Annotated in this window: 21 protein-coding genes; 4 read left to right on the forward strand and 17 right to left on the reverse strand. The window is 38.8% G+C overall.

Going from position 1 to position 21,686, the window contains the following annotated elements; all coding sequences use genetic code 11:
* Nucleotides 1-417 precede the first annotated feature (417 nt).
* From uraH to IQ282_RS12145, 11 genes are all read right to left on the reverse strand, one after another.
* The gene (uraH, locus tag IQ282_RS12095; protein ID WP_194852132.1) at nt 418-831 is read right to left on the reverse strand and encodes a hydroxyisourate hydrolase; all 414 of its coding nucleotides are present in this window, start codon (nt 829-831) and stop codon (nt 418-420) included.
* A 31-nt stretch (nt 832-862) separates the two neighbouring features.
* Nucleotides 863-1,348 (reverse strand): GlcG/HbpS family heme-binding protein, encoded by a 486-nt coding sequence (locus tag IQ282_RS12100; protein WP_394355204.1) that lies wholly within the window; start codon nt 1,346-1,348, stop codon nt 863-865.
* Nucleotides 1,345-1,872, reverse strand: coding sequence for a GlcG/HbpS family heme-binding protein (locus IQ282_RS12105; RefSeq protein WP_194852134.1), 528 nt, complete (start codon nt 1,870-1,872; stop codon nt 1,345-1,347). The genes IQ282_RS12100 and IQ282_RS12105 overlap by 4 nt, the downstream gene beginning before the upstream one ends.
* A gap of 64 nt (nt 1,873-1,936) precedes the next feature.
* On the reverse strand, nt 1,937-2,506 hold the full coding sequence (locus IQ282_RS12110) for a Crp/Fnr family transcriptional regulator (RefSeq protein ID WP_194852135.1): 570 nt from the start codon (nt 2,504-2,506) through the stop codon (nt 1,937-1,939).
* Nucleotides 2,507-3,000: 494 nt separating this feature from the next.
* Nucleotides 3,001-3,384: an acyl-CoA thioesterase gene (locus tag IQ282_RS12115; RefSeq protein ID WP_194852136.1), complete on the reverse strand. Its 384-nt coding sequence runs from the start codon at nt 3,382-3,384 to the stop codon at nt 3,001-3,003.
* Between the two features lie 505 nt (nt 3,385-3,889).
* Nucleotides 3,890-4,093, reverse strand: coding sequence for a hypothetical protein (locus tag IQ282_RS12120; protein WP_194852137.1), 204 nt, complete (start codon nt 4,091-4,093; stop codon nt 3,890-3,892).
* A complete protein-coding gene (locus IQ282_RS12125; protein WP_194852138.1) occupies nt 4,086-4,292 on the reverse strand; it encodes a hypothetical protein in 207 nt (68 codons plus the stop codon). Before IQ282_RS12125 ends, IQ282_RS12120 begins: the two co-directional genes overlap by 8 nt.
* A 291-nt stretch (nt 4,293-4,583) precedes the next feature.
* The gene (locus IQ282_RS12130; RefSeq protein ID WP_194852139.1) at nt 4,584-5,303 is read right to left on the reverse strand and encodes a hypothetical protein; all 720 of its coding nucleotides are present in this window, start codon (nt 5,301-5,303) and stop codon (nt 4,584-4,586) included.
* A 137-nt stretch (nt 5,304-5,440) separates the two neighbouring features.
* The gene (gene pheT, locus IQ282_RS12135; protein ID WP_194852140.1) at nt 5,441-7,864 is read right to left on the reverse strand and encodes a phenylalanine--tRNA ligase subunit beta; all 2,424 of its coding nucleotides are present in this window, start codon (nt 7,862-7,864) and stop codon (nt 5,441-5,443) included.
* Nucleotides 7,865-8,421: 557 nt separating this feature from the next.
* Nucleotides 8,422-9,225: a lysophospholipid acyltransferase family protein gene (locus tag IQ282_RS12140; protein WP_194852141.1), complete on the reverse strand. Its 804-nt coding sequence runs from the start codon at nt 9,223-9,225 to the stop codon at nt 8,422-8,424.
* Between the two features lie 96 nt (nt 9,226-9,321).
* On the reverse strand, nt 9,322-9,921 hold the full coding sequence (locus tag IQ282_RS12145; RefSeq protein ID WP_194852142.1) for an NUDIX hydrolase: 600 nt from the start codon (nt 9,919-9,921) through the stop codon (nt 9,322-9,324).
* A gap of 38 nt (nt 9,922-9,959) precedes the next feature.
* Between IQ282_RS12145 and IQ282_RS12150 the strand changes: the two genes are divergently transcribed.
* A complete protein-coding gene (locus IQ282_RS12150) occupies nt 9,960-10,691 on the forward strand; it encodes a peptidylprolyl isomerase (RefSeq protein WP_194852143.1) in 732 nt (243 codons plus the stop codon).
* Between the two features lie 706 nt (nt 10,692-11,397).
* On the opposite strand, the gene IQ282_RS12155 is transcribed toward IQ282_RS12150, so the two are convergent.
* A complete protein-coding gene (locus IQ282_RS12155; RefSeq protein ID WP_194852144.1) occupies nt 11,398-12,456 on the reverse strand; it encodes a 3-oxoacyl-ACP synthase III family protein in 1,059 nt (352 codons plus the stop codon).
* 119 nt (nt 12,457-12,575) lie between these two features.
* Nucleotides 12,576-15,413, reverse strand: coding sequence for an aminomethyl-transferring glycine dehydrogenase (gene gcvP, locus IQ282_RS12160; protein ID WP_194852145.1), 2,838 nt, complete (start codon nt 15,411-15,413; stop codon nt 12,576-12,578).
* Nucleotides 15,414-15,550: 137 nt separating this feature from the next.
* Between gcvP and IQ282_RS12165 the strand changes: the two genes are divergently transcribed.
* A complete protein-coding gene (locus tag IQ282_RS12165) occupies nt 15,551-16,384 on the forward strand; it encodes a hypothetical protein (RefSeq protein ID WP_194852146.1) in 834 nt (277 codons plus the stop codon).
* Nucleotides 16,385-16,625: 241 nt separating this feature from the next.
* On the opposite strand, the gene IQ282_RS12170 is transcribed toward IQ282_RS12165, so the two are convergent.
* The 4 genes from IQ282_RS12170 to purE all read right to left on the reverse strand — a co-directional run bounded on the left by IQ282_RS12170 (nt 16,626) and on the right by purE (nt 20,500).
* Complete coding sequence (locus IQ282_RS12170; protein ID WP_194852147.1) at nt 16,626-17,195, reverse strand: sigma-70 family RNA polymerase sigma factor; 570 nt, start codon at nt 17,193-17,195, stop codon at nt 16,626-16,628.
* Nucleotides 17,196-17,650: 455 nt separating this feature from the next.
* On the reverse strand, nt 17,651-19,711 hold the full coding sequence (locus tag IQ282_RS12175) for a M3 family metallopeptidase (RefSeq protein ID WP_194852148.1): 2,061 nt from the start codon (nt 19,709-19,711) through the stop codon (nt 17,651-17,653).
* Nucleotides 19,712-19,773: 62 nt separating this feature from the next.
* A complete protein-coding gene (locus IQ282_RS12180; RefSeq protein WP_194852149.1) occupies nt 19,774-20,013 on the reverse strand; it encodes a hypothetical protein in 240 nt (79 codons plus the stop codon).
* A complete protein-coding gene (gene purE / locus IQ282_RS12185) occupies nt 20,006-20,500 on the reverse strand; it encodes a 5-(carboxyamino)imidazole ribonucleotide mutase (RefSeq protein ID WP_194852150.1) in 495 nt (164 codons plus the stop codon). The genes IQ282_RS12180 and purE overlap by 8 nt, the downstream gene beginning before the upstream one ends.
* A gap of 147 nt (nt 20,501-20,647) precedes the next feature.
* Here purE and msrB (IQ282_RS12190) point away from each other — a divergent pair, with 147 nt between their 5' ends.
* Both msrB (IQ282_RS12190) and msrB (IQ282_RS12195) read left to right on the forward strand, forming a co-directional pair.
* Entirely contained in the window at nt 20,648-21,172 is a 525-nt protein-coding gene (gene msrB, locus IQ282_RS12190) for a peptide-methionine (R)-S-oxide reductase MsrB (RefSeq protein ID WP_394355207.1), read from the forward strand.
* 129 nt (nt 21,173-21,301) lie between these two features.
* Nucleotides 21,302-21,679 carry a peptide-methionine (R)-S-oxide reductase MsrB gene (msrB, locus tag IQ282_RS12195; RefSeq protein ID WP_194852152.1) on the forward strand — a complete coding sequence of 126 codons (378 nt, stop codon included), beginning with the start codon at nt 21,302-21,304 and terminating at the stop codon, nt 21,677-21,679.
* The last annotated feature ends 7 nt before the right edge of the window (nt 21,680-21,686 follow it).

The following is a 21,686-nucleotide window of genomic DNA, read 5'->3' on the forward strand; positions in this document are numbered from 1 at the left end:
CAAAGCTTCCAATTTGAATATCAAAAATTATAAAATTCTTTTAAGACTAGATATAGCGATCAAATATCTCAATTTTGGAAGGCTATAGTATTATTCATTATGCTTTTATAGTCCAGAGATGTCATTTGTCTGATGTATAAAAAAGCAATTCAAAGCGGTCGTTAAAGTGAGTAATACAACTAAGTTTTATGATGAGGGTCTAGGTTATTTATACAAATGCATTGATAATGCGATAATTCGGATGGTTAATTAAATACAACAGTATACTAAGATTACTCAAGAATTCTTAAGTGTGCTCAATGGCTTCTTTTCATCGACACCTACGATTAAAAAGCTTTAGAATAAAAAAGCCATAGAAGGGATGTGAATCCTAACTATGGCTATAAACTGTGCTAGTATTTCACTTACTGTACTTATTTAGTTCCCTCTATAAGTGGAGTAACCGAACGCAGAAAGGGTAATAGGTACATGATAATGATTATCTCCCTTTAATTCAAAAACTACTTCTATGAATGGATAGAAACTTTCCTGTCCCAGTTCCTTAAAATATGGTGCGGTATGATATGTCAGTTTGTAAATACCCTCGTGATCAATGTTCTTTTCTTCTTTTAAGAAATCATTGATACGTCCATTTTTATCTGTATTTTTTTCATCAATGGCAACCCATAGACCATTAGTGTCTTGTTTAGAAAGACTGATGGTAACGTTTGTCGCTGGTAAACCTTGCGAAACATCTAAAATATGACTTGATAACTGATATTTTGCTTCTTGTGCATAGGTAAATGTTGTTGCTAAAACCATTAGCATCGATAGTAAGAATGTATTTTTCATGAGGTTATTTTTATATGTATAAAAGTTGACTTTATTGCTTCATTATTTTTAATCCGGCCATAGCGATGCGTACGTCCTCACTGCCATGAGCTCCTCCTACACCTATACCACCCACTACTTTTCCATTGATATAAATAGGAACGCCGCCGTCCAAAATCAAAATATTTTCATCTAAGTAGCGGATATCTTGAGGGATTGTACCGTCTTTAACTCCTTTTGCAATTTCTGCGGTTTCTCTTTTTTGGGAGTTTGCGGTATATGCTTTTTTATAACTCGCTCTAATAGTATGTACTCCTGCATCTTGATGTCTCAATACAGACAATGTTTGCCCAGATTTGTCAACTACAGTTATGGTCACAAATAAGTTTTCTTTTGTTGCTTGCGCAAAAGCAGCTTGTACTATTCTTCCAGCCATTTCTCCAGTAAGCACCGGTTCTTGCGTAATGTTTTCTTGAGCGTAAATCATAGATGTCATAAGTGTCAAAAGAATTATAAACGTATTTTTCATAATTGTCATTGTTTTTTAACTGAAAATCCAAGAGTTTCAACTGCATCTTTAGCCACATTATGATCGGTTTCACCACCACCAGCTCCGGAGACGCCTATACTTCCGATTAATGCTCCATCTTTCCAAATAGGCACGCCACCGCCCAAAAGCAATAGTTCTGGTAATGTATTTAGATTTTCTGCTGTAAGATCGCTAGCAGCTTTTTTCATCAGTTCAAAACTTGGTGTTTTTGTTGAAAGAGCGGTAAATGCTTTTCTGCGGGAAGCTTCGGTATTATGAGGACCCACATTATCACCTTTTATAAGTAGTATCGTAACACCACTAGCATCGAGTACAGCTAGGGAAATTTGTTTGTCTAATTTAGAAGCTGTTTCAATCGCAACTCTCGACAATGCAAAAGCGCCTTCTTGTGTTAAATGATCAACCGATTTAACGTACGTATTCACTTTCGAGAATGGCTTATTAGAATCTGGTTTGATTTGAGCAAAAGTCAGTACGGGAACTAAGGCAAGAATTAATAGGCACTTTTTCATCAAAGATTTGTTTCTACAAAGTTAGGACCTGAATATTGCATAAAAGTTGTCCTATGTCAACGTTTTATAATTTTGATTTTACCCTGCTCAAAGTGGAAGGGGAAATACCTAAATAGGATGCAACCATTTTATTAGATACGTTGAGTAACAACTTAGGTTGATATTTAATAATCCACCTGACTTTATCTAAAGCATCAAAACCTTGAAATCCGTAAATTCTTTTTTGGGCCATAATAAAACCAAGCTCTAATATTTCTGTGTATATTTTTGAGAATTGGGGAATAGTATCAACTAAGTGATAAAAACCAGTTCTTGAAATGCACAGCAGTTCGGATTTCTCAATCGTTTGTAGGTATTCTTTGGCTGGCTGTTGATCTATAAAGCTAGGTAGAGCAGTAGCGAAATTCCCCTCAAACGCAAAATACCTTGAATTTTCAATGCCTTCTTTTGAATTGGTGAACAATCGAATACATCCTTTATTTATAAAATAATAATGTTTTGACACTTCATCATAATTGAGAAGTATCTCACCCCTTTCAGCATGAATCAGGCTAAAAAAGGAACAGATTTCCTGAAGCGTTTTAGGTTTAATTTCAGATTTATTTTTTATAAAATTTTCAAGTACTTCGTACATTATTGATCTGTGCTATGGTTGCTTTTTAAGACTCGCAATTTTCCTCGATTTAATATAGTTTTGACTATCCTATCTACCAATAGATTGAAAAGTGTTATCTGTTTTTAGCGTATAACATATTCGAAAATCAGTGAGCTTTCAAATAGAATGATGATTGTTTCAATTTTTAAAAAGTCATTATTTTTTAAAAACCTTAGCGCCGTAGGTATCAAAAATTAAATGAGTCTTTGCATATAAAGTTTATTGTCAAAATTATTTTATCATTTTACTTGAGAGCTTTTTTAAAACACCTTTTACATCTTGAGATCGTTGCTAAAATTTATTGATGGACAAATAATACCACTGCTAAAACCGATTTCTAAAATAAAGGGTTTTTAGAGTTTCGTTTCATGGAATGTATAGTTTTCCTCTATTGAGTTAGAATTCATAAATCATGAGTATCGATGATAATAGGATAGAAGACTATGAGTGTCTTGGGCAATGAGATTGTGTCTTTAAAGAATCTTTATTGGGACCTTATTCTCATCCATCGCAACAAAGGTGAACATACCAGAAACTGCTTTCTCTCGATAATTTGAATACATTTCTTCAACATAAATATCTACGCTCACTTTTAAACTTGTGTTTCCAACGTGCACCACGTTACCAGTTAATTCAATGATAGTTCCTGCTGGGATGGGTCTTTGGAAATCAATTTTATCACTGCTGACGGTTACCATTTGCTGACGACTGAATCGGGTTGCTGTTATAAAAGCAGTTTCATCCATCAATTGCATTGCGGTTCCTCCAAAAAGAGTATCGTAATGATTGGTAGTATTTGGAAACACTGCTTTGAAAATGGTAGTGGATGACTTCTTTTTACGCTCTTTTATATTCATGAGATGTTGTACTTGAAAATATTTTAAGACGAATGTTTAATTCTCCTTAAGATTTCTTTCGATTTATGTTATCTAAACTGATATCAAATGGGATTATCTAATATCTCGTCGATCAATTCAGTTTAAAGTTAAGGTTACTATTCTACTTATAAACAGTTTGGTTTTTGCGAGAGGAATAAACACGAGTAAGTTGGGAGTCTTCGAATTTTTATTGTCGATGTTTAATCGACGATCTTGAGAATGCTTCCAACCAAATCGGTTATAAATACGTTATTCAGATTATAAATTTCATAGCGGAGAGCTACGGCCGCGGGCAATTGGCGTGTATCGGTGCATTAACCCATGGCTTAAAAGTAAAGGTTTAATGATGACTAATAAAAACTTGAGCAGGACACACTTTCGCGAAAGCGTTGTTAAACAAAAATCCTCGCGTATATGGAAATATTTTTAGTATTCAAAATATAATCACCCAACGCTCAAAGCTTATTAACAGTATTGATTTTGTTTATGGTGTATCGCTTTCTTGACGTGCTTTCCACCATCGATATAATTGAAAAAAGCCAAAGGCAATTAACAGTCCAGCAAGTACAACTTGATAGGTTTCCATTAGTTCTACACCATAAAAATGATCATACATCTTCCAGGACCCTATACCTATAAAGGCAATGGCTAACATAAAATTATAGTTGGCTTTTGTATTTTCATTCATTTTCTACATCGTTCTCTTGAGTAATAACACTGTAAGCCACAAAAAGCCCGTAGAGCACCACCGCGCCTGAAAGGATCATTTGCCACGACTCCATAATGGTCTGCCCTGTATAGTGTAAGTAGAATCTATAACCACCAAAACCTATCATGAGCATTGCAAAAATGCCGCCTATTAATGGATTGCGTTTGCGTGCCGCCATATCTATATATTTAAAGTACAAGATAAAAAAACGCCTCGAGATCGAGGCGTTTTCCAACTTAAAACTAACTATTAACGTGAAAGCAAACCTTCACAATTTAAAAACTATAAGACATTAGACGTGAATACTTTAAAGTACTTACATTTCATAAAAAGGAGCATTTATCACGTTTAAAATTTATGATATGTATTTAGATCTGTACTTAGACGGGTTATGAAAGGGTAATGGTGCATAAAATACTATTGACGGCGTCGCCACATCCTTAAATAAACCATCAATAACTCTTAAAAATTATGCGTTAAAGTACTTACTGTTCCAGATTACGGTATTAAAGTTTTTGCCTGCTGCAAATGTGTAATACAATACCATGCTAGCAATGGATTTGAACGTAAAAATAAAAATAAGCAAGAATTGGACACCCGTAGCATCTTCTGCAAACAGACCGTTGGGAACTAGGTAAGCGACTAACAAGCTGACTAACATGGTAAAAATGGTGAGGTTTTCAAGACTTTTAAAAGGCCACGCCCATGCTTTTCTAAAAAAGTTAAGATCATTTCCCCACTTATGGATTAAATAAAAATAGCCGTTACCTATAGGAGCAAAGAGTAGGGGGTCATCTGCGTTTTCTAACTTGAACATTTTAGAAGGAGCTACTATTTTAAAACCTCTTAGGGTCATTTCATGTTCCTTCTCCAGTTGCTTAATAATAGTAAGTGCTTCTTGTGGGATCTCGTTCTTGAAATATTTAGTATCTAGAAAACGCAGTCTGTAATCTATACAAATCTCGCGTATTTGATCGACGTGAAAAATGCGATCTGTTTCTAGAAGATCAAAATTAAAGGCGTTGCGCGGTGTAGGTTTTTGAGGACTCTTCATTCTAGCAATGATCTCGTCCTCCTTGCGGTCATCCTCCGCTAGGATCGCTGCAACCTGTTCCAGAATATGGGACTCTTTGTACGACTTATTGCGCACTTGTTGCAATTTCTGTTCAATATTCGTCCGACTCAACATAAGGGTTCCTTTTAGCAATTGAAAGTTAGAAATTTCTTAAATATATTCCTACACCTTTATTATGTCGTGTCATGTGGCTTGACCTATCAAGCGGGTTATAATTTTTTTACAGGCATTAAAATATTAGTTGCAATCGACTATCGCAAAACCGCTCCTGCTTGTTTCTCTAGCTGTAGGCGCAATTTGTCCATGGATTTATCAATTTGTTTGTCTGTTAATGTCTTTTCAGAATCTTGTAGTACAAAACTTAATGCATAGGATTTTTTTCCTTCTGGCAATTGATCGCCTTCAAATACATCAAATAACTTTACAGATTTCAACAAACTTTTCTCGGTTTGGAACGCTATATTTTCTAATGTCTTAAACTCCGTTTGAACATCTACTAGTAATGCCAGATCGCGGTGCACCGCTGGAGATTTTGAAATCGCGCTTATAGGCTCGCGCTCTCGTTGGATGATTTTAACCACGTCACTCCAGTAAAAGTTAGCATAATAAACAGGCACATCAATGTCAAATTCTCGCGCCACTTTTTTCTTCACGATTCCTATGTCTACTAATTTGCTACCGCTGCTTAAGGCAAGTCCTTCGCTCAAGAAGTCCATTTTGGTTACTTTTTCGCTCACGGTTTTAATTCCCAGTCGGTTCAAGATGGCGATGACGGCACCTTTAAGGTAGAAAAAGTCCGCTTTCGCGAAAGCAGAATTCCACGAGCTTTCCTGCACATTACCTACCGTAAGGATGGATAAATGTTTCTGCTCTGTGTACGATCCTTTTTGAAACTCGTGATAGGAATTTCCAAATTCAAAGAATTTTAGATCACTCTGCTTGCGATTGAGGTTGAAAGCAACTGCTTCCAGGCCACCATACAGCAAACTCTGGCGCAATACTGATAAATCATTGCTCAAAGGATTTAATATTTTTACCTCATTCTTAGGCGAGATCTGATCTGTCAACTCGTGGTATTTGCTGGAAGTAAGGCTGTTTGCCATCATTTCAGTAAACCCTTGACCTATCAATTGCTGGGCAATAATATTTTCTAGCTTATAATTGTCCAGTTTAGAACTGGTAGCAATCGTCGCATTTAATTTTGTAGAAGTTTCAATACGGTCATAACCGTAAACGCGCAGGATTTCTTCAATCACATCCACAGGTCTGCACACGTCGTTTCTATAAGCGGGAATACTTAATCCTAAACCAGCTTCTGTCACATTTTTGACGTTGATATCGAGGGTTCTCAAAATATCCTTAATCTCAATGCGGTCGATTTCTTGACCTATTAAAGAGTCCACCTTGGCAAAAGGAAGAAATACTTCACAATCTTCGATCTTATGTGGGTATAAATCTGTGATATCACTAGCGATCTCACCACCTGCAATTTCTTTGATTAAAATCGCTGCTCTCTTCAATGCATCCTCAGTAATATTAGGATCAATACCACGCTCAAAGCGGAAAGAAGCATCTGTATTAAAACCGTGTCGTTTTGCCGTTTTCCGAATGCTAACAGGATTGAAATAAGCACTTTCTAAAAATATAGATGTGGTATTTTTAGTAACACCACTATTCTGACCGCCATAAACACCGGCGATACATAAAGGTTTTTCAGCATCGCAGATCATCAGATCTTCTTCATGCAATTCATGAACTGCACCATCCAGTGTGGTGAATGGTGTTCCAGTTGGCATGGTTTGCACAACAATTTTTTGTCCTGTAATTTTTGTTGCATCAAAAGCGTGAAGCGGTTGTCCCAGCTCATGCATTACATAATTTGTAATGTCCACGACATTATTTTTAGGAGCAATTCCTATAGCCTTTAAGCGATTTTGCAACCAGGCTGGGGAAGTAGTAATCGTGATTCCCTTAATGTTAACGCCGCAATATCTGGGAGCTAGCTCTGGATTAAGAACTTCAATGTCAAACCGATCAGCACGAGAATTCACATAGAAATTGCTGAGTGATGGCGTGATGAACTCGGGAGCCTGTTCATGAACTGATATTCCAGCACGCAAATCTCTTGCAACACCCAGATGCGACATGGCGTCAGCACGGTTAGGTGTTAAGCCTATTTCAATAACGTGATCGTTCTCGATTTCAAAAACATCAGCAAGTGGCGTTCCAACTTCTAGTGCGTCATCCAGCACCATGATGCCATCGTGGGAAGCACCCAGTCCCAGCTCGTCCTCGGCACAAATCATTCCATGGCTTTCCTCACCGCGTATCTTTCCTTTTTTTATGGTCCAGGCTTCGCCTTTGTCATCATAAAGAATGGTGCCTATAGTGGCAACCGGAACCTTTTGACCGGTAGCTACATTTTTAGCACCGCAAACAATCTGCACCGTTCCTGTTCCTATATCAACTTTGGTAAGATTTAATTTATCGGCATTGGGATGTTTGAAACATTCTATAACTTTACCTACAACAATGCCTTTCAAACCACCTTTTACACTTTCAAAGGGAGTTACACCTTCCACTTCTAGACCTAACGAAGTCAATAGGGCTGTGTGTTTCTCTAGATCTTCGGCAACGTTAAGAAACTGTCTAAGCCAGTTGTAGGAAATCTTCATAAAAGGTTGATTTAAGCCCGCAAAGATAGTGGTAATCACGCTTTCCACGAGCTTGGTAGGGAATAAGTTTCTTCAATTTACAAAGGCCCAAGAACTGCAGCATTACCATAAATTAGAATATTTGCAACTTATTTCCAGTTCAGTGTTTTGTTCTATTTAAAATTAAAATTCAAATAAAGCTCCTCGCCTCAGAAGAGGAGAGGACAGATTGGCCTCGTTTTTTAGAACGATTCAATCAGGAGTGTTTGAAAGTGTTGAGAATTAAAGACTAGTTCAGAATCTTTATCAGTTCACAGGATCTTCAACCTATCCGTCTCTGCCGCTATCACGACAGATCCACCTTTCCTCTTCTCAGGAAAAGAATTTTGAAACCGTGTTCTATCTAAAAATTAAAATTCAAATACAACTCCTCGCCTCAGAAGAGGAGAGGACAGATTGGCCTCGTTCTTTAGAACGATGCAATCAGGAGTGGTTGAAGGTGTTGCAAATCAAACTCTAGTTTTTTGGTAGAGAGTGAATTCGTGCATAAATCAACATTCAGTTATAGGTCCGGACGTTTAATATTCCCACTTCCTCAATTTGTTGAGGGCTTCCATTTCCTCGCGGGTTTCTGCAGGAATGACTTTTAGAAAGGAAACATGCTGCTCGATCGCATATTCGATTTGTTCGACGATTTTTTCTACGCTATCATTTTCATAATCAATCTCTAGGGGTTCTTTAATGACCATGGATTGGAGAATATTGCGCTTCTTTATACGCAACCCTTTCTTATCAAAACTACGGCGAAAACCATCGATAACCACGGGTACCACAATGGGTTTGTAGTGCTTAATTATATGTGCTGTTCCCTTGCGTATAGGTTTAAAAGGTTTAGTCGTTCCTTGAGGAAAGGTAATGACCCACCCGTCATCCAGTGCAACACCTATATTTTTAGTATCATCAGGATTTACGTTACGAGAAACTTCCTGTCCTTCTGCCCTCCAAGTGCGTTCCACTGTTACTGCGCCTGCATAGGCCATTATTTTTGGAAGAATGCCGCTTTCCATTGTTTCTTTTGCCGCTACATAATACATGTTGAGTTTAGGATGCCACAGATAACCCACATTTTTAATAGTGTCTTCCCTACCAGATAACGATGCGTTAAATACATGGAACATGCTCACGACATCTGCAAAATAGGTTTGATGGTTAGAGACAAAAAGTACGCCGGTAGGAGGTAGTTTTTTAATGATCTCACTACCCTCAATCTGTAATTCATTGAAACCTCTATACCGTCTGTGAGAGAGACCTCCCGCGATACGAATCAACCACAGTTTGATAAAAAGTATATGACCAAAAGGATTTCGCTTGAACAATCCCATAAATAAATTCAAATTTGAACAAGAAGCTAAGGTAATAAATACAGTGGTTATCCCGCTATATTTTATAGAGCCGGAAGTAAAAGAATCTACGTTTTACTAAGAGTTGCGCGTCTGCAAAAACATTTCTCTAAACTCATAAAGCATCATCGCCGTCGCACCCCAGACAATCTGATTCTGTAATAAAAAGCACGGAACATCAACATTTTCCATATAACTGGTTGATAGGTTATGAGAGGTTATATTTTTAGAGTCTAAAAGTTCCACCAAGGGCACTTCAATGATAGATTTCACCTCGCTGGGTTGTGGCGTGAAGGATAATTTCGCTTTCGCGAAAGCGAGATAAGGTCGCACCATATAATTACTGGGAGGGATATAAATAGGGGTTGCCGCGCGTATCAAATGTTGATCTTCCATAGCTATACCTACTTCCTCCCAGGTTTCCCGCAAGGCCGTGATGGAGAAATCTGCATCTTCCTTTTCTGCCTTACCACCTGGAAATGCGATCTGACCGCTGTGTTTGCCTTTTGAAAGCATGCGCTCGATCAAAACGAAATACGGCGCATCGTTTTTAGGGTACAATAACATCATCGTGGCTGCTTCTTTAGGAGTTTTTGCAGCCATCGTTGCACGCTGTAATTCTTCTAACCGATCGACCGCTGCCATTTCTAGCTGGGCTTTCTGGCCGGGCAAGGGCATTTTGGTTAATTTTGGAACAATATCTAAAAAGTCGCTGAATGAAGTCAAAGTGGATCTGTTTACTGATGCTAATTCTAATTACCGCATCCTGTAAAGATAATGCAGTAGAAAATAAGGAACAGGAACAAAAAGAAGAAGTGGCAGAGCCCACAAAGGAGGAAAAAACGAAACAATCGTTAGCGGAATTTTACAAACCCAAAATGAACCGGGACGGTGACACGCTGCTTAGTTACATTCCCCAGGACAGCGTCAAAGCATTTTTTACCCGCTATGGAAAGAAAAACCCGGAAACGAAAATCCGCATGTCAACGAAATATGGAGATATTGATATGGAACTTTTTAGGGAAACGCCTATCTACCGCGCCAGTTTCATTTACCTTATTAAAAACGGCTATTTTGATGAAACGGTCGTATATCGCACAGTTCCTGGATTTATTGTGCAAGCGGGAGACAGCGATAACATCATTACGGCAGAAAAACGTGGTAGCGCGGGAGATTATAAACTCGAGCCCCATTTTTTACCCAATGTAAAACACGCTTACGGAACGCTAAGCAGCGCCAAACAATGGGAAGATAACCCGGAAGACTTGCACAATCCGTTTGATTTTTTCATTTCCTTACGAGCTACAGATCATTTGGACGGTGAGCATACCATTTTTGGCCAGGTCATTTCTGGAATGGACGTCGCCGAAAAAATATCCAAAGAAAAAACCGATAGCGCCGAATGGCCGCTGGTGGATGTTTATATTAAAATGAGTGTTGTTGAGTAGATTTTGCCATTATCCAGAGTTCAAAGTATTGAGTTCTAAGTCCCTTTAGAGTTGGCCCAGATTTCTGTCTTGTTTTGAAGAAATCGCAGTTTGTCGTTTTAATTATAGATTGTAAGCAGTGATCAAGTTTAAATTTAAGTTTTGGTTTCTGTTCAAGTTTACAACATTTCACCTGTCCTGCAGACATCTTTCCAAAGGGAAGAAATTCAAAATCTATAGAAGCATTAGAAACAAACTTATTTCCTCAATAAGGTAATGCCGGAGGCAAAGGGGCCTGCACAATAGTGAATATCTTAAAATTTACAGTCTTCAACTTTAATCAAATAGTAAGGCACAACTGTTCTCGACTGCGCTCTAACTGACATTTAAAGAGCGATTCGTCTATGAAGGATAATTAAGATTTCGTATAAAGTGTAGAGAATATGATTACGAATCGTTTTGAGTGAATTGGATTACATTCCAAACATATGGAAAATTGACCAGCGAATTTTTTTAAAAAAACTTGTTTCCCAACTGGGAAAATACCGAAGATCATGGGGTTTGCTTAAGAGTGAATATCTATAAATTACAGTCTTCAACTTTATTCAAAATAGTACTACACAACTGTTCTCGGCTGCGCTCTAACTGACATTTGAAAAGCGATTAATCAATAATCGGCAATCTATTCTTGCAGTATTCAATCGCATCTAACAATTTTAGACTAAGACTAATTCTTATAAACAATGGCATTAATATTCATTCCTGCGCCTACACTAGCAAACATAACGACATCGCCTCTTTCCACTTTGTGGTCTTTCATTTTACCTTTCATCACTAGATCCATAACCGTTGGAACTGTCGCAACGCTACTGTTACCTAGTTTGTGGATGATCATAGGCATAATGTGTTGAGGCATTTCCATACCATACAATTTGTAGAAACGAGTCACGATGGCCTCATCCATTTTTTCATTAGCTTGATGAATAAAAATTTTCTTCAAATCTTTAATATCAACACCAGACTGATCTAACGCTGCTTTCATTCCTTCTGGAACTTTTGAAAGTGCGAAATTATAGATCCGTCTACCGTACATTTTAATATACTGTGTTTTACTTTCTACATTAACATTGTATGATTTTTGGTTGAAAATAAAGAAAGCTTCCTCCTCCGTAAAAGTGGCTGTAGACTGTCCTATAATTCCTCGTTCGTCTGTGCTAGGTTCTACAATAACGGCACCGGCGCCATCAGAATATATCATGCTATCACGATCGTGAGGATCAACAACTCTAGAAAGAGCTTCCGCACCTATCACCAAAACCTTTTTAGCGAGTCCTGATTTGATAAAGGAATCAGCTTGAGTAAGACCTAAAATCCATCCCGGACAACCGAACAAAACATCATAAGCGACGCACTTAGGATTCCTAATGCCTAATTTTTTCTTTACTCTAGTGGCAAGACTGGGAACCATATCACTGCTACCGCCATCTGGTTTGACGTCACCATAATTATGAGCAACAATAATGAAATCGATCGTTTCTGGATCTGTTTTAGCATCCTCGATAGCTTTTAGTGCCGCGCTAGCAGCAATATCACTGGTAAAAAGATCATCACTAATGTAACGTCGTTCTTCAATACCTGTGATAGCAACGAATTTCTTAATAATGGTCGCATTGTCACTCCCAAAGGAAGTACCGTCATTGTTGAGAAAATGATGTCCCATGAACTCTTCATTCGTTCTTACAACATCAGGAATGTAACTTCCTACTCCAGTAATTTTGGCTTTCATAATTTATAATAAAAGGTAAAAAAAGAGATAATTCCTCAAACTTCCTAGTTCCTAGCGGTTTTTTCTATGCATGCATAGTAAATTTATGTTTCTCGAGCGTCGTTCACGATACCCCTTTTTTACATATATTCCTCCATGGGTGCACAAGTACACATCAAATTACGGTCTCCATAAGCATCATCTGCACGACGAACGGTAGGCCAGAATTTATTGTCAGATACCCATTCTAAAGGATAAGCGGCTTGTTCTCTGGAGTAAGGAAATTCCCATTCGTTTGAAGTCAACATCATCATGGTATGTGGTGCATTTTTCAAAACGTTGTTAGGTTCATCTGCACTGCAACGTATAATTTCTTCTTTAATGGAAATCATCGCTTCGCAGAACCGATCGATTTCTGCTTTGCTCTCAGATTCGGTAGGTTCTATCATCATCGTTCCATTTACTGGAAAGGAAACTGTAGGGGAGTGGAAACCATAATCCATTAATCGTTTTGCAATGTCCACGACTTCAATACCATGTTCTTTAAAAGGACGACAGTCGATAATCATCTCATGTGCCGCGCGGCCTTTTTCTCCAGAATACAGACATTCATAGCTCCCTTTCAAGCGCTCCTTGATGTAATTTGCATTCACAATGGCATACTCGGTCGACTTTTTCAAGCCATCAGCTCCCAGCATACAGATATATCCGTAAGATATCAAGCAAGCTAAAGCGCTACCAAAAGGAGCCGCACTAATAGGAGTGATCGCTTGATCACCACCCGTAGGAATGATAGGATTTGTAGGTAAAAATGGAACCAATTGTGGAGCGACACAGATAGGGCCTACTCCAGGACCACCACCACCATGTGGAATGGCAAATGTTTTATGAAGGTTCAAGTGACAAACGTCTGCGCCTATATTCCCAGGATTAGTCAAACCTACTTGAGCATTCATATTTGCTCCATCCATGTAAACCTGTCCACCATTCTCATGAATCATGGATGTAATTTCTTTTATCGCACTTTCATAAACACCATGAGTTGATGGATATGTTACCATCAAAGCACTCAAGTTGTCTTTATGTTTTTCGGCTTTTTCCCGTAAATCATCTACATCGATGTTTCCATTTTCTAAAGCTTTTGTGACGACTACTTTCATACCGGCCATTACAGCACTTGCAGGGTTTGTTCCATGAGCGCTAGAAGGGATCAAACAAATATTTCTGTGATGATCACCTCTAGATAGATGATAGGCACGTATCGCCATTAATCCTGCAAATTCTCCTTGTGCACCAGAATTTGGTTGTAAAGAGGTACCTGCAAAACCTGTAGCTTCATTGAGTTGAAGCTCTAACTTTTTCAACATTTTCTGATACCCAGCCGCTTGATCGAGCGGTACAAAAGGGTGAATATTACCCCATTGCGGGTTAGATAACGGCAACATTTCTGATGCTGCGTTGAGTTTCATAGTACAAGATCCCAATGCGATCATCGAGTGATTCAAGGCAAGATCTTTACGCTCTAATTTCTTAATGTAACGCATCAATTCCGTTTCACTGTGATAGGAATTGAATACTTCATAAGTCATAAAGTCCGTCTGACGTCCTGCTCCCACGTGGGATTCTTCAAGAAGTTCTGTTATTTTAGAGGCATCTTTACTTACCGCTTTCGCGAAAGCGGAAACGATATCATTCAAATCTGCTAATGACGTGGTTTCGTTAATAGAAACCTGAACTGTATCAGCATCAGGATAGTAGAAATTCAGTTCTTTTTCAAGAGCAATTTTACGAACGGCATCTGCTGGTGTTTTAAAACTAAGAGTATCAAAATAATGTTCGTTAGTTTGATAAATACCTAATTTCTCAATGGCGTCTGCCAGAGTAGCTGTGTGTTTATGAACCTTTCCGGCAATGTATTTCAAACCACGTGGTCCGTGATAAACGGCATACATTCCAGCCATAACTGCTAGCAATACTTGAGCGGTACAAATATTAGATGTTGCCTTGTCGCGTTTGATGTGTTGTTCTCTGGTTTGTAAGGCCATGCGCAAGGCACGTTTACCATCCATATCTTTAGTGACGCCTATAATGCGCCCTGGAATCTGTCTTTTGAATTCTTCTCGAGTTGCAAAGAATGCAGCATGTGGTCCACCGTAGCCTAATGGAATTCCAAAACGCTGGGTAGTTCCCACCACTACATCTGCGCCCCAGTGTCCAGGTGCTTCTAACACTACTAATGAAAGAATATCTGCGGCTACTGCTATACGGATTCCTTTATCTTGACACGCTTTCGCGAAAGCGGAATAATCAACAACCTTTCCACTCGCACCAGGATATTGCAGTAAAATCCCATAAAAAGAATCGTCCTTATCAATCTCCTGCGGGTTTCCTTCTACCAACTCGATTCCCAGTGGGATCGCGCGGGTTTTCAATAATTCCTTAGTCTGTGGCATTACATCTTCATCAACGAAGAATTTTATGTGATCATTTTTCTTTTGATCTCGATCACGCACGGAAAAAAGAAGCGTCATAGCCTCTGCAGCAGCAGTGGATTCATCCAGTAAAGAAGCGTTTGCAAGCTCCATTCCTGTCAGGTCTGTAACCATCGTTTGATAGTTTAACAGCGCCTCAAGACGGCCTTGAGCAATTTCAGCTTGATACGGAGTATAGGCAGTGTACCAGCCTGGATTTTCTAATACATTACGTTGTATCACCGCTGGAACTATTGCGGCATTGTAACCCAGGCCTATAAAACTGCGGTACTGTTTGTTCTCTGCACCCAGCTTATTGATGTGGGAAGCAAATTCATATTCACTCATGGCGGCATCTAACTCTAGATCGTTTTTCAAACGAATTCCAGAAGGGATGGTTTCATGGATGAGTTGATCAATGCTGTCCACACCTATAGTGTCAAGCATAGGTTGTAAATCTGCGCGGCGTGGGCCTATATGTCTGAGGGCAAAACGGTCTGTATTCATAGTGCTTATGTGGTCTATTTTAGAGGTTACAAAAGTAGTCGATTAGGGTTTAAAACCTAACAAGATCACGACCAGTTAGCGGGTGTTTTTTCAACGTAAATGTGTAAGTTGTTAACGATGCGAACTACCTTTGTATCATGTCCCATATCAAGCGATGTTTTGAGTTTTACATCAGTAGCAGTTTGCACGTGAGCTTTTGCTACGTTGCATTTTATACCATAGTTGCTTTTTACGGAGGTTTTACACCTGGATACGTTGAGTTCATTGCGGTGGGAACAGCAACTCTAGCGGGTTATAACGTGGCAAAATATATTCATCTTATAGGAAACCGCTTTCGTTTTCATTATCCCATAAAGATTATTACAGTCATTTGTGGTGTTGTTGCTTTAGTGACAGTGATTGACCTAGGAATGTATGCAGTACTGTTGTTCGGCTTTTGTGCGGTGCTGACCAGTCTCTATTCTTTGCCAGAAATTCTAGGCCGAAGCTTCCGGCAGATTCCAATCATCAAGTTGGTCACCATTGGAATTTCTTGGTCTGTTATGGCAGTGGTTTTACCTAGGATTTTAATGGATGTAAGTGCATATGGACCTGTGTTTTATGAGAAATGGAGCATCGGGCTCATGTTCTGGGAAGCTCTAGAATATTCGCTATTTGTAATTGCATTATGCATCCCATTTGAAATAAGAGATCTAAAATATGATTCTCCACAATTGCGCACATTGCCTCAATTAATAGGGACTACATATTCTAAATGGGTTGGCTTTGTGTTGTTGATCCTTTGCGGGCTCATTGAGTTTGTGCAATATAACGACAGCCCATTGCAAGCCATTGCTACCTTGATTGCTCTAACCATTACCGGCTTTGCTGTTTCTAGAGCTGGTGCGTTTAAGAGTGACTATTATGCTAGTTTCTTTGTGGAGTCTATTCCTATTTTATGGCTAGGGATTTATATGCTTTTGAATTTTTAGCGAGACATCTGTTCTTTCAAACGGGATTTTATCGTTTCCTTCTGATCATTAGAAAGTTTGATCCATTGCAAATTGCTCATCCTTTTTGAAAAAGTATGATTTTTCTTATCGAACTGACGGCACCCGGGACAATGTGAGGTGTGCAGTTTCAATCGAAATTTCTCCTTAGGGTTGAGATCCCGATATTGATCGCGTGTGCTCAACACGTGCGCTTCATTACAATTTAAAAATACTCTAGCTATCATTTCTCATTCTCATTGAACCATTTGTCTTTCAGGCATTCCATAAGTTGCACTCTGGCGCGGTGCAAGATTACCCATAAATTTGACGCCGTGATATTATGTTCCTTACAAATCGTTTCTGTTTCTAAATTATCTATTGATTTTTGTATAAATATTGTGGCGTATCGTTCTGGTAATGAACTAATACAAGCATTTAGAGCCTCGCCTAATTCTCGCTGCTCAATCTCATCTTCAATCGTGGGATTGCGCAAATCACTCACTCTTTCTTCTAGCCAGTCACCTTCCTGGTCACTCGTTTCCATATAACTGACGCGAACTTCCGCTTTTCCCTTTTTACTGTTTTGCTTTCGGTATTGATCGATAATTTTGCGTTTCAAAATTGAAATCAACCAGGTTCTTTCTGTACTATTTCCTTGAAATCTATGGGCACTCTTCAATCCAGCTAAGAAAGTTTCAGACACTAAATCTTGTGCCAGATCAGAATCATTGATTCTTGTAATGGTATAATTAAACAAGTAGTCACCGTAGCGATCTACCCACTTTTCTGGAACTAATTTTACTTCAGGCATCTTTATTTTAAATCACTAATTTCAAATCATAAAATCACAATTGGCAAATCTTGACTTGCTTTGCAAATCGTGAATCTAAATTGCCAACTTTTTAACTTCCTGCTTTGAGCTCACATCAAAACCTTTAATCTCAAAACGTTCTCGGCTTTACTCGGAAGTAAATTGAAAAATTATCAAATCTTCATTTGCAAATTACAACTTCGTTATTTGTGTATCGACAGGAATACGTCTTATCTCTCTTCTTTTTTGTTTTTGTTCTCTGTTCCTTTTATTTTCTATAACCACCTCAACACTTAAACTCTTCTCGACTGCGCTCGAACTGACATTAGAAAAATCTGAATTTTAAAATCCAGAGCTCGCGAGTCGTTCTAGTTTAATCTTTTCTGCTTCTTTTGTCAAAATTTCAACTCCTAAACTGTTCTCGACTGCGCTCGAACTGACTTTTTTAATAATTACTAATTAATAACAAGACCCGCTCGTTTCAATAGAGCGTCAATCTTAGGTTCATTACCACGGAATCTTTTGTATAATACCATAGGGTTTTCAGTACCTCCTCTGGAAAGAACATTATTTTTAAAACTTGTAGCGGTTTCTTTATGAAATATTCCTCGTTCCTGAAACAACTCAAAAGCATCTGCATCTAATACCTCTGCCCATTTGTAGGAATAATATCCAGCACTATAACCGCCTTGAAAAATGTGTGCAAATGCAGTACTCATACAGCTATTTTCTACATCTGGATACAAATCGGTTTGATCAAATGTCTTGCGTTCATGTTCTTTCACATCTGCTATTCCTGTAGGGTCGATTCCATGCCAGTCCATATCTAACATTCCGAAAGACAACTGTCTCAAGGTTTGTAATCCTTCATGAAAATTTGATGCTTTCTTGATCTTGTCTATAAATTTTGCAGGAATAACTTCGTCTGTTTCATAATGACGGGCAAACAATTCCAAAGCTTCTTTTTCATAACACCAGTTTTCTAAAATCTGGCTGGGCAGTTCCACAAAATCCCAAAAAACAGAAGTTCCCGACAAACTGCGGTAATTGGTATCGGCTAACATGCCGTGTAGCGCATGACCGAATTCGTGAAATAATGTAGTAACCTCGTTAAATGTTAGTAACGATGGCTTAGTAGCAGTAGGCTTGGTAAAATTACAAACGATAGAAATATGAGGTCTGCTATTGTTCCCATTTTCCACATATTGATCTTTGAAGCTGGTCATCCATGCACCGTTTCGTTTTCCTTTTCTAGGGAAAAAGTCGGCGTAAAATATAGAGTTTAAGGATTCATCTTCATTTTTTACCTCATAAGTCATCACATCTTTATGATAGGTCTGTATGTCATTCGTTTTATGGAAAGTCAACCCATAAAGTCTTTGTGCTACTTCAAAAGCACCGTTTATAACATTTTCAAGTTTGAAGTAGGGCTTGAGCAATTCATCATCCAGCTCAAAATACTCCTTTTTCATTTTTTCAGAAAAATACCCGCCGTCCCATTTTTGTAATCGGTCAATGGGATCAAGGTTGTTCTTTGCTAAATATTCATCAGCGTATTCCTGTAGCTCACGGAATTCTTTCTCGGCCGCTGGTTTCGCTTTTTCCAGTAATTCTTCAGAAAAAGTGGTCACTTTTTCCGGCGTCATTGCCATGCGTTCTTCCAGCACAAAATGAGCATGCGTTTTGTACCCCAATAAGTTAGCGCGCTCAAAACGTAACTGGGATATTTTTAAAACATTTTCCTCATTGCTCAGTTTTCCTTTATATGCTCTTGCGCCGAAGGCTCTGGACATCCTTTCCCTCAGGCTGCGATCATCAGCATAGGTCATAAAAGGGATGTAACTGGGGTAATCTAGGGTAAAAACATACCCTTGCTTATCACGACTTTTTGCTTCTTCTTGAGCCGCTTCAAGCGCTGTATCTGGAATTCCAGACAAATCTTTTTTGTCAGTAATGTGAAGCTCAAATTCTTGAGTCGCAGCGAGAACGTTCTCGCCAAATCCTAAAGACAATTGCGAAAGCTCTGCATCAATTTCTCGCAGTCGTTCTTTCTTATCATCGGCTAGGTTTGCACCGTTGCGGGAAAATTGTTTGTATTGCTTTTCTAAAAGTGTGGTTTGCTCTGGATCAAGAGAAAGTTCCTCCCGACTATCGTAAACCGATTTAACTCTGGCAAAAAGTTCTTTATTTAAGGTCACATCATTACCAAATTTTGAGAGTTGCGGACTTACCACACGGGCAATACGCTGGATCTCATCATTTGTTTCTGCACTGTTTAAGTTGAAAAATATAGAGCTAATTCTACTTAGTTTATCGCCACTTCGGTCCAATTGCTCAATAGTGTTTCCAAAGGTTGCCGGATCGTTGTTGCTCGTTATCAGATCAATGTCTGCTTGTGCTAGCGATATCGCTTTCGCGAAAGCGGGCTCAAAATGGGATGTCGTAATATCAGAAAAAGGAGCCGTTTGAAATGGCGTATCAAATTCCTGTAATAATGGATTGTTTTCTATGCTCATAAATGTAAAAATACGAGCCAGAAATCTTAGGATTTATAGGGATTTGTTAAATGCAAGCCATTTTAGAACTGAAAATGCCCATATGCGAAAAATAGCACGGCGGCAACCACATGAATCCACCCCAGATAGTTAATATCCTTTTTAGTATACTGACGGTTGATGATGATCGCCATAATAAAATGCACAGCTCCCGTAACCAGAAAATGCCATTTTACAAAATGATGTAGTGTCAATTCATAGCCTAAAAGGAACACCGTAAGCCCGATAATTATTAAAGAGGAAAACAAAAATGGTCTACTCACCAGATTTCATTTGTAGGGCTGCATCCATCACTTTGTTCTTTAGAGAATCTTTGTATTCTATGATCCGTTCGCGCACGTCATCTTGAGTAGCTCCTAAAATTTGTGCCGCGAGAATTCCTGCATTTTTAGCGCCATTGAGGGCAACCGTTGCAACAGGAACGCCACCAGGCATTTGCAATATCGATAAAACACTATCCCAACCATCGATAGAATTGCTGGATTTCACTGGTACGCCTATGACCGGCAATGGCGATAAACTGGCAACCATTCCTGGCAAGTGAGCAGCACCGCCGGCACCCGCAATAATAACGGCAATACCACGCTTATGTGCATTCTGACCAAATTCAAACATTTTTTCAGGGGTGCGATGGGCGCTTACCACATCCACCTCTATTTCAATTTTTAATTCTTTTAGGATGTCGATAGCGTCCTGCATTACCGGCAGGTCGCTGGTGGATCCCATAATGATGGCGACTTTATTATTCATGTGGTAAATTTATGAAACTGTGGAATACGGAGGGACAATACAGCGCTAAAACTGATATCCTTTTCTTTACGTATATAGAGTTAACATAGCTGCAACACATTGTGGAATGGTTGTGGATTAATTTTAACCTATAAAATAATAATCATGATAAAGAATATATTTCTAGGAATGCTTGCCATTGCAGCAATCTCCTGTAAGTCAAATGCACAAGAAAATTCTACTGATGGAGAGCCTATGGCAGCTGCATCACAAGAGTATAAAGTATTGAAAACTGATGCAGAATGGAAGACCGTTTTAACGGCGGAAGAGTACAGCATCTTGCGTGAGGCCGGCACAGAGCGACCTTTTTCTAGTCCGTTAAATGATCAAAAAAGTCCAGGAACTTTAGTTTGTGCAGCTTGTAAAGCACCGGTTTACGATAACGCCCATAAATTTATGTCAGGAACTGGATGGCCTAGTTACGACCGCGCGATAGAAGGTCAAATTGTCTTGGATAGCGATATGAAAATAGGCTACAAAAGAGATGAGGCAAAATGCGCTACTTGTGGCAGTCACTTAGGTCACATTTTCAATGATGGTCCAGAAGAAACTACAGGTAAAAGACATTGCATTAATGGAGTTGCGTTAGAATTTGTGCCTGAGGGACAAGAGCTTCCAGCATTAAGAAAGTAAAACAGTAATAATTCATAAAAGCTCTCGACTTAGGTTGGGAGCTTTTTCGCTTTCGCGAAAATTGAAATTATATGTTTACCTTACTTAAATCGATATTTTCGATAATAAAGATTACCTAAACAAAAAGCCATGACAGAACAAGAATATAAAGACAAGCTAACTCCAGAACAATATAGAGTTTTAAGAGAAAAAGGAACAGAGCGCCCTCATACTGGTGAATATAATACCCATTATGAAGATGGTGTCTACAGTTGTGCAGCCTGTGGAAATGCCTTGTATAAATCCAAATCTAAATTTGAAAGCGGTTGCGGTTGGCCTTCTTTTGATGAAGAGATTGAAGGTGCGATTGAACGTAAACGAGACACGACTCATGGAATGATGCGCACAGAAATTATGTGTGCCAACTGTGGGAGTCACCTAGGTCACGTTTTCAACGACGGTCCCACGAACACAGGAATTAGACATTGTGTGAATAGTGTGAGCCTTGATTTTGAGAAAGAAGCGTAAACTGAAT

The sequence above is a fragment of the Nonlabens antarcticus genome (genome assembly GCF_015356755.1).
GTDB lineage: Bacteria > Bacteroidota > Bacteroidia > Flavobacteriales > Flavobacteriaceae > Nonlabens > Nonlabens antarcticus.

Excerpts from the sequence above, each read along its gene's own strand:
- uraH (WP_194852132.1), bottom strand. The coding sequence starts at position 831 with ATGAAAAATACATTCTTACTATCGATGCTAATGGTTTTAGCAACAACA.
- IQ282_RS12100 (WP_394355204.1), bottom strand. The coding sequence starts at position 1,348 with ATGACAATTATGAAAAATACGTTTATAATTCTTTTGACACTTATGACA.
- IQ282_RS12105 (WP_194852134.1), bottom strand. The coding sequence starts at position 1,872 with ATGAAAAAGTGCCTATTAATTCTTGCCTTAGTTCCCGTACTGACTTTT.
- IQ282_RS12110 (WP_194852135.1), bottom strand. The coding sequence starts at position 2,506 with ATGTACGAAGTACTTGAAAATTTTATAAAAAATAAATCTGAAATTAAA.
- IQ282_RS12115 (WP_194852136.1), bottom strand. The coding sequence starts at position 3,384 with ATGAATATAAAAGAGCGTAAAAAGAAGTCATCCACTACCATTTTCAAA.
- IQ282_RS12120 (WP_194852137.1), bottom strand. The coding sequence starts at position 4,093 with ATGAATGAAAATACAAAAGCCAACTATAATTTTATGTTAGCCATTGCC.
- IQ282_RS12125 (WP_194852138.1), bottom strand. The coding sequence starts at position 4,292 with ATGGCGGCACGCAAACGCAATCCATTAATAGGCGGCATTTTTGCAATG.
- IQ282_RS12130 (WP_194852139.1), bottom strand. The coding sequence starts at position 5,303 with ATGTTGAGTCGGACGAATATTGAACAGAAATTGCAACAAGTGCGCAAT.
- pheT (WP_194852140.1), bottom strand. The coding sequence starts at position 7,864 with ATGAAGATTTCCTACAACTGGCTTAGACAGTTTCTTAACGTTGCCGAA.
- IQ282_RS12140 (WP_194852141.1), bottom strand. The coding sequence starts at position 9,225 with ATGGGATTGTTCAAGCGAAATCCTTTTGGTCATATACTTTTTATCAAA.
- IQ282_RS12145 (WP_194852142.1), bottom strand. The coding sequence starts at position 9,921 with ATGCCCTTGCCCGGCCAGAAAGCCCAGCTAGAAATGGCAGCGGTCGAT.
- IQ282_RS12150 (WP_194852143.1), top strand. The coding sequence starts at position 9,960 with ATGAAGTCAAAGTGGATCTGTTTACTGATGCTAATTCTAATTACCGCA.
- IQ282_RS12155 (WP_194852144.1), bottom strand. The coding sequence starts at position 12,456 with ATGAAAGCCAAAATTACTGGAGTAGGAAGTTACATTCCTGATGTTGTA.
- gcvP (WP_194852145.1), bottom strand. The coding sequence starts at position 15,413 with ATGAATACAGACCGTTTTGCCCTCAGACATATAGGCCCACGCCGCGCA.
- IQ282_RS12165 (WP_194852146.1), top strand. The coding sequence starts at position 15,551 with ATGTCCCATATCAAGCGATGTTTTGAGTTTTACATCAGTAGCAGTTTG.
- IQ282_RS12170 (WP_194852147.1), bottom strand. The coding sequence starts at position 17,195 with ATGCCTGAAGTAAAATTAGTTCCAGAAAAGTGGGTAGATCGCTACGGT.
- IQ282_RS12175 (WP_194852148.1), bottom strand. The coding sequence starts at position 19,711 with ATGAGCATAGAAAACAATCCATTATTACAGGAATTTGATACGCCATTT.
- purE (WP_194852150.1), bottom strand. The coding sequence starts at position 20,500 with ATGAATAATAAAGTCGCCATCATTATGGGATCCACCAGCGACCTGCCG.
- msrB (WP_194852152.1), top strand. The coding sequence starts at position 21,302 with ATGACAGAACAAGAATATAAAGACAAGCTAACTCCAGAACAATATAGA.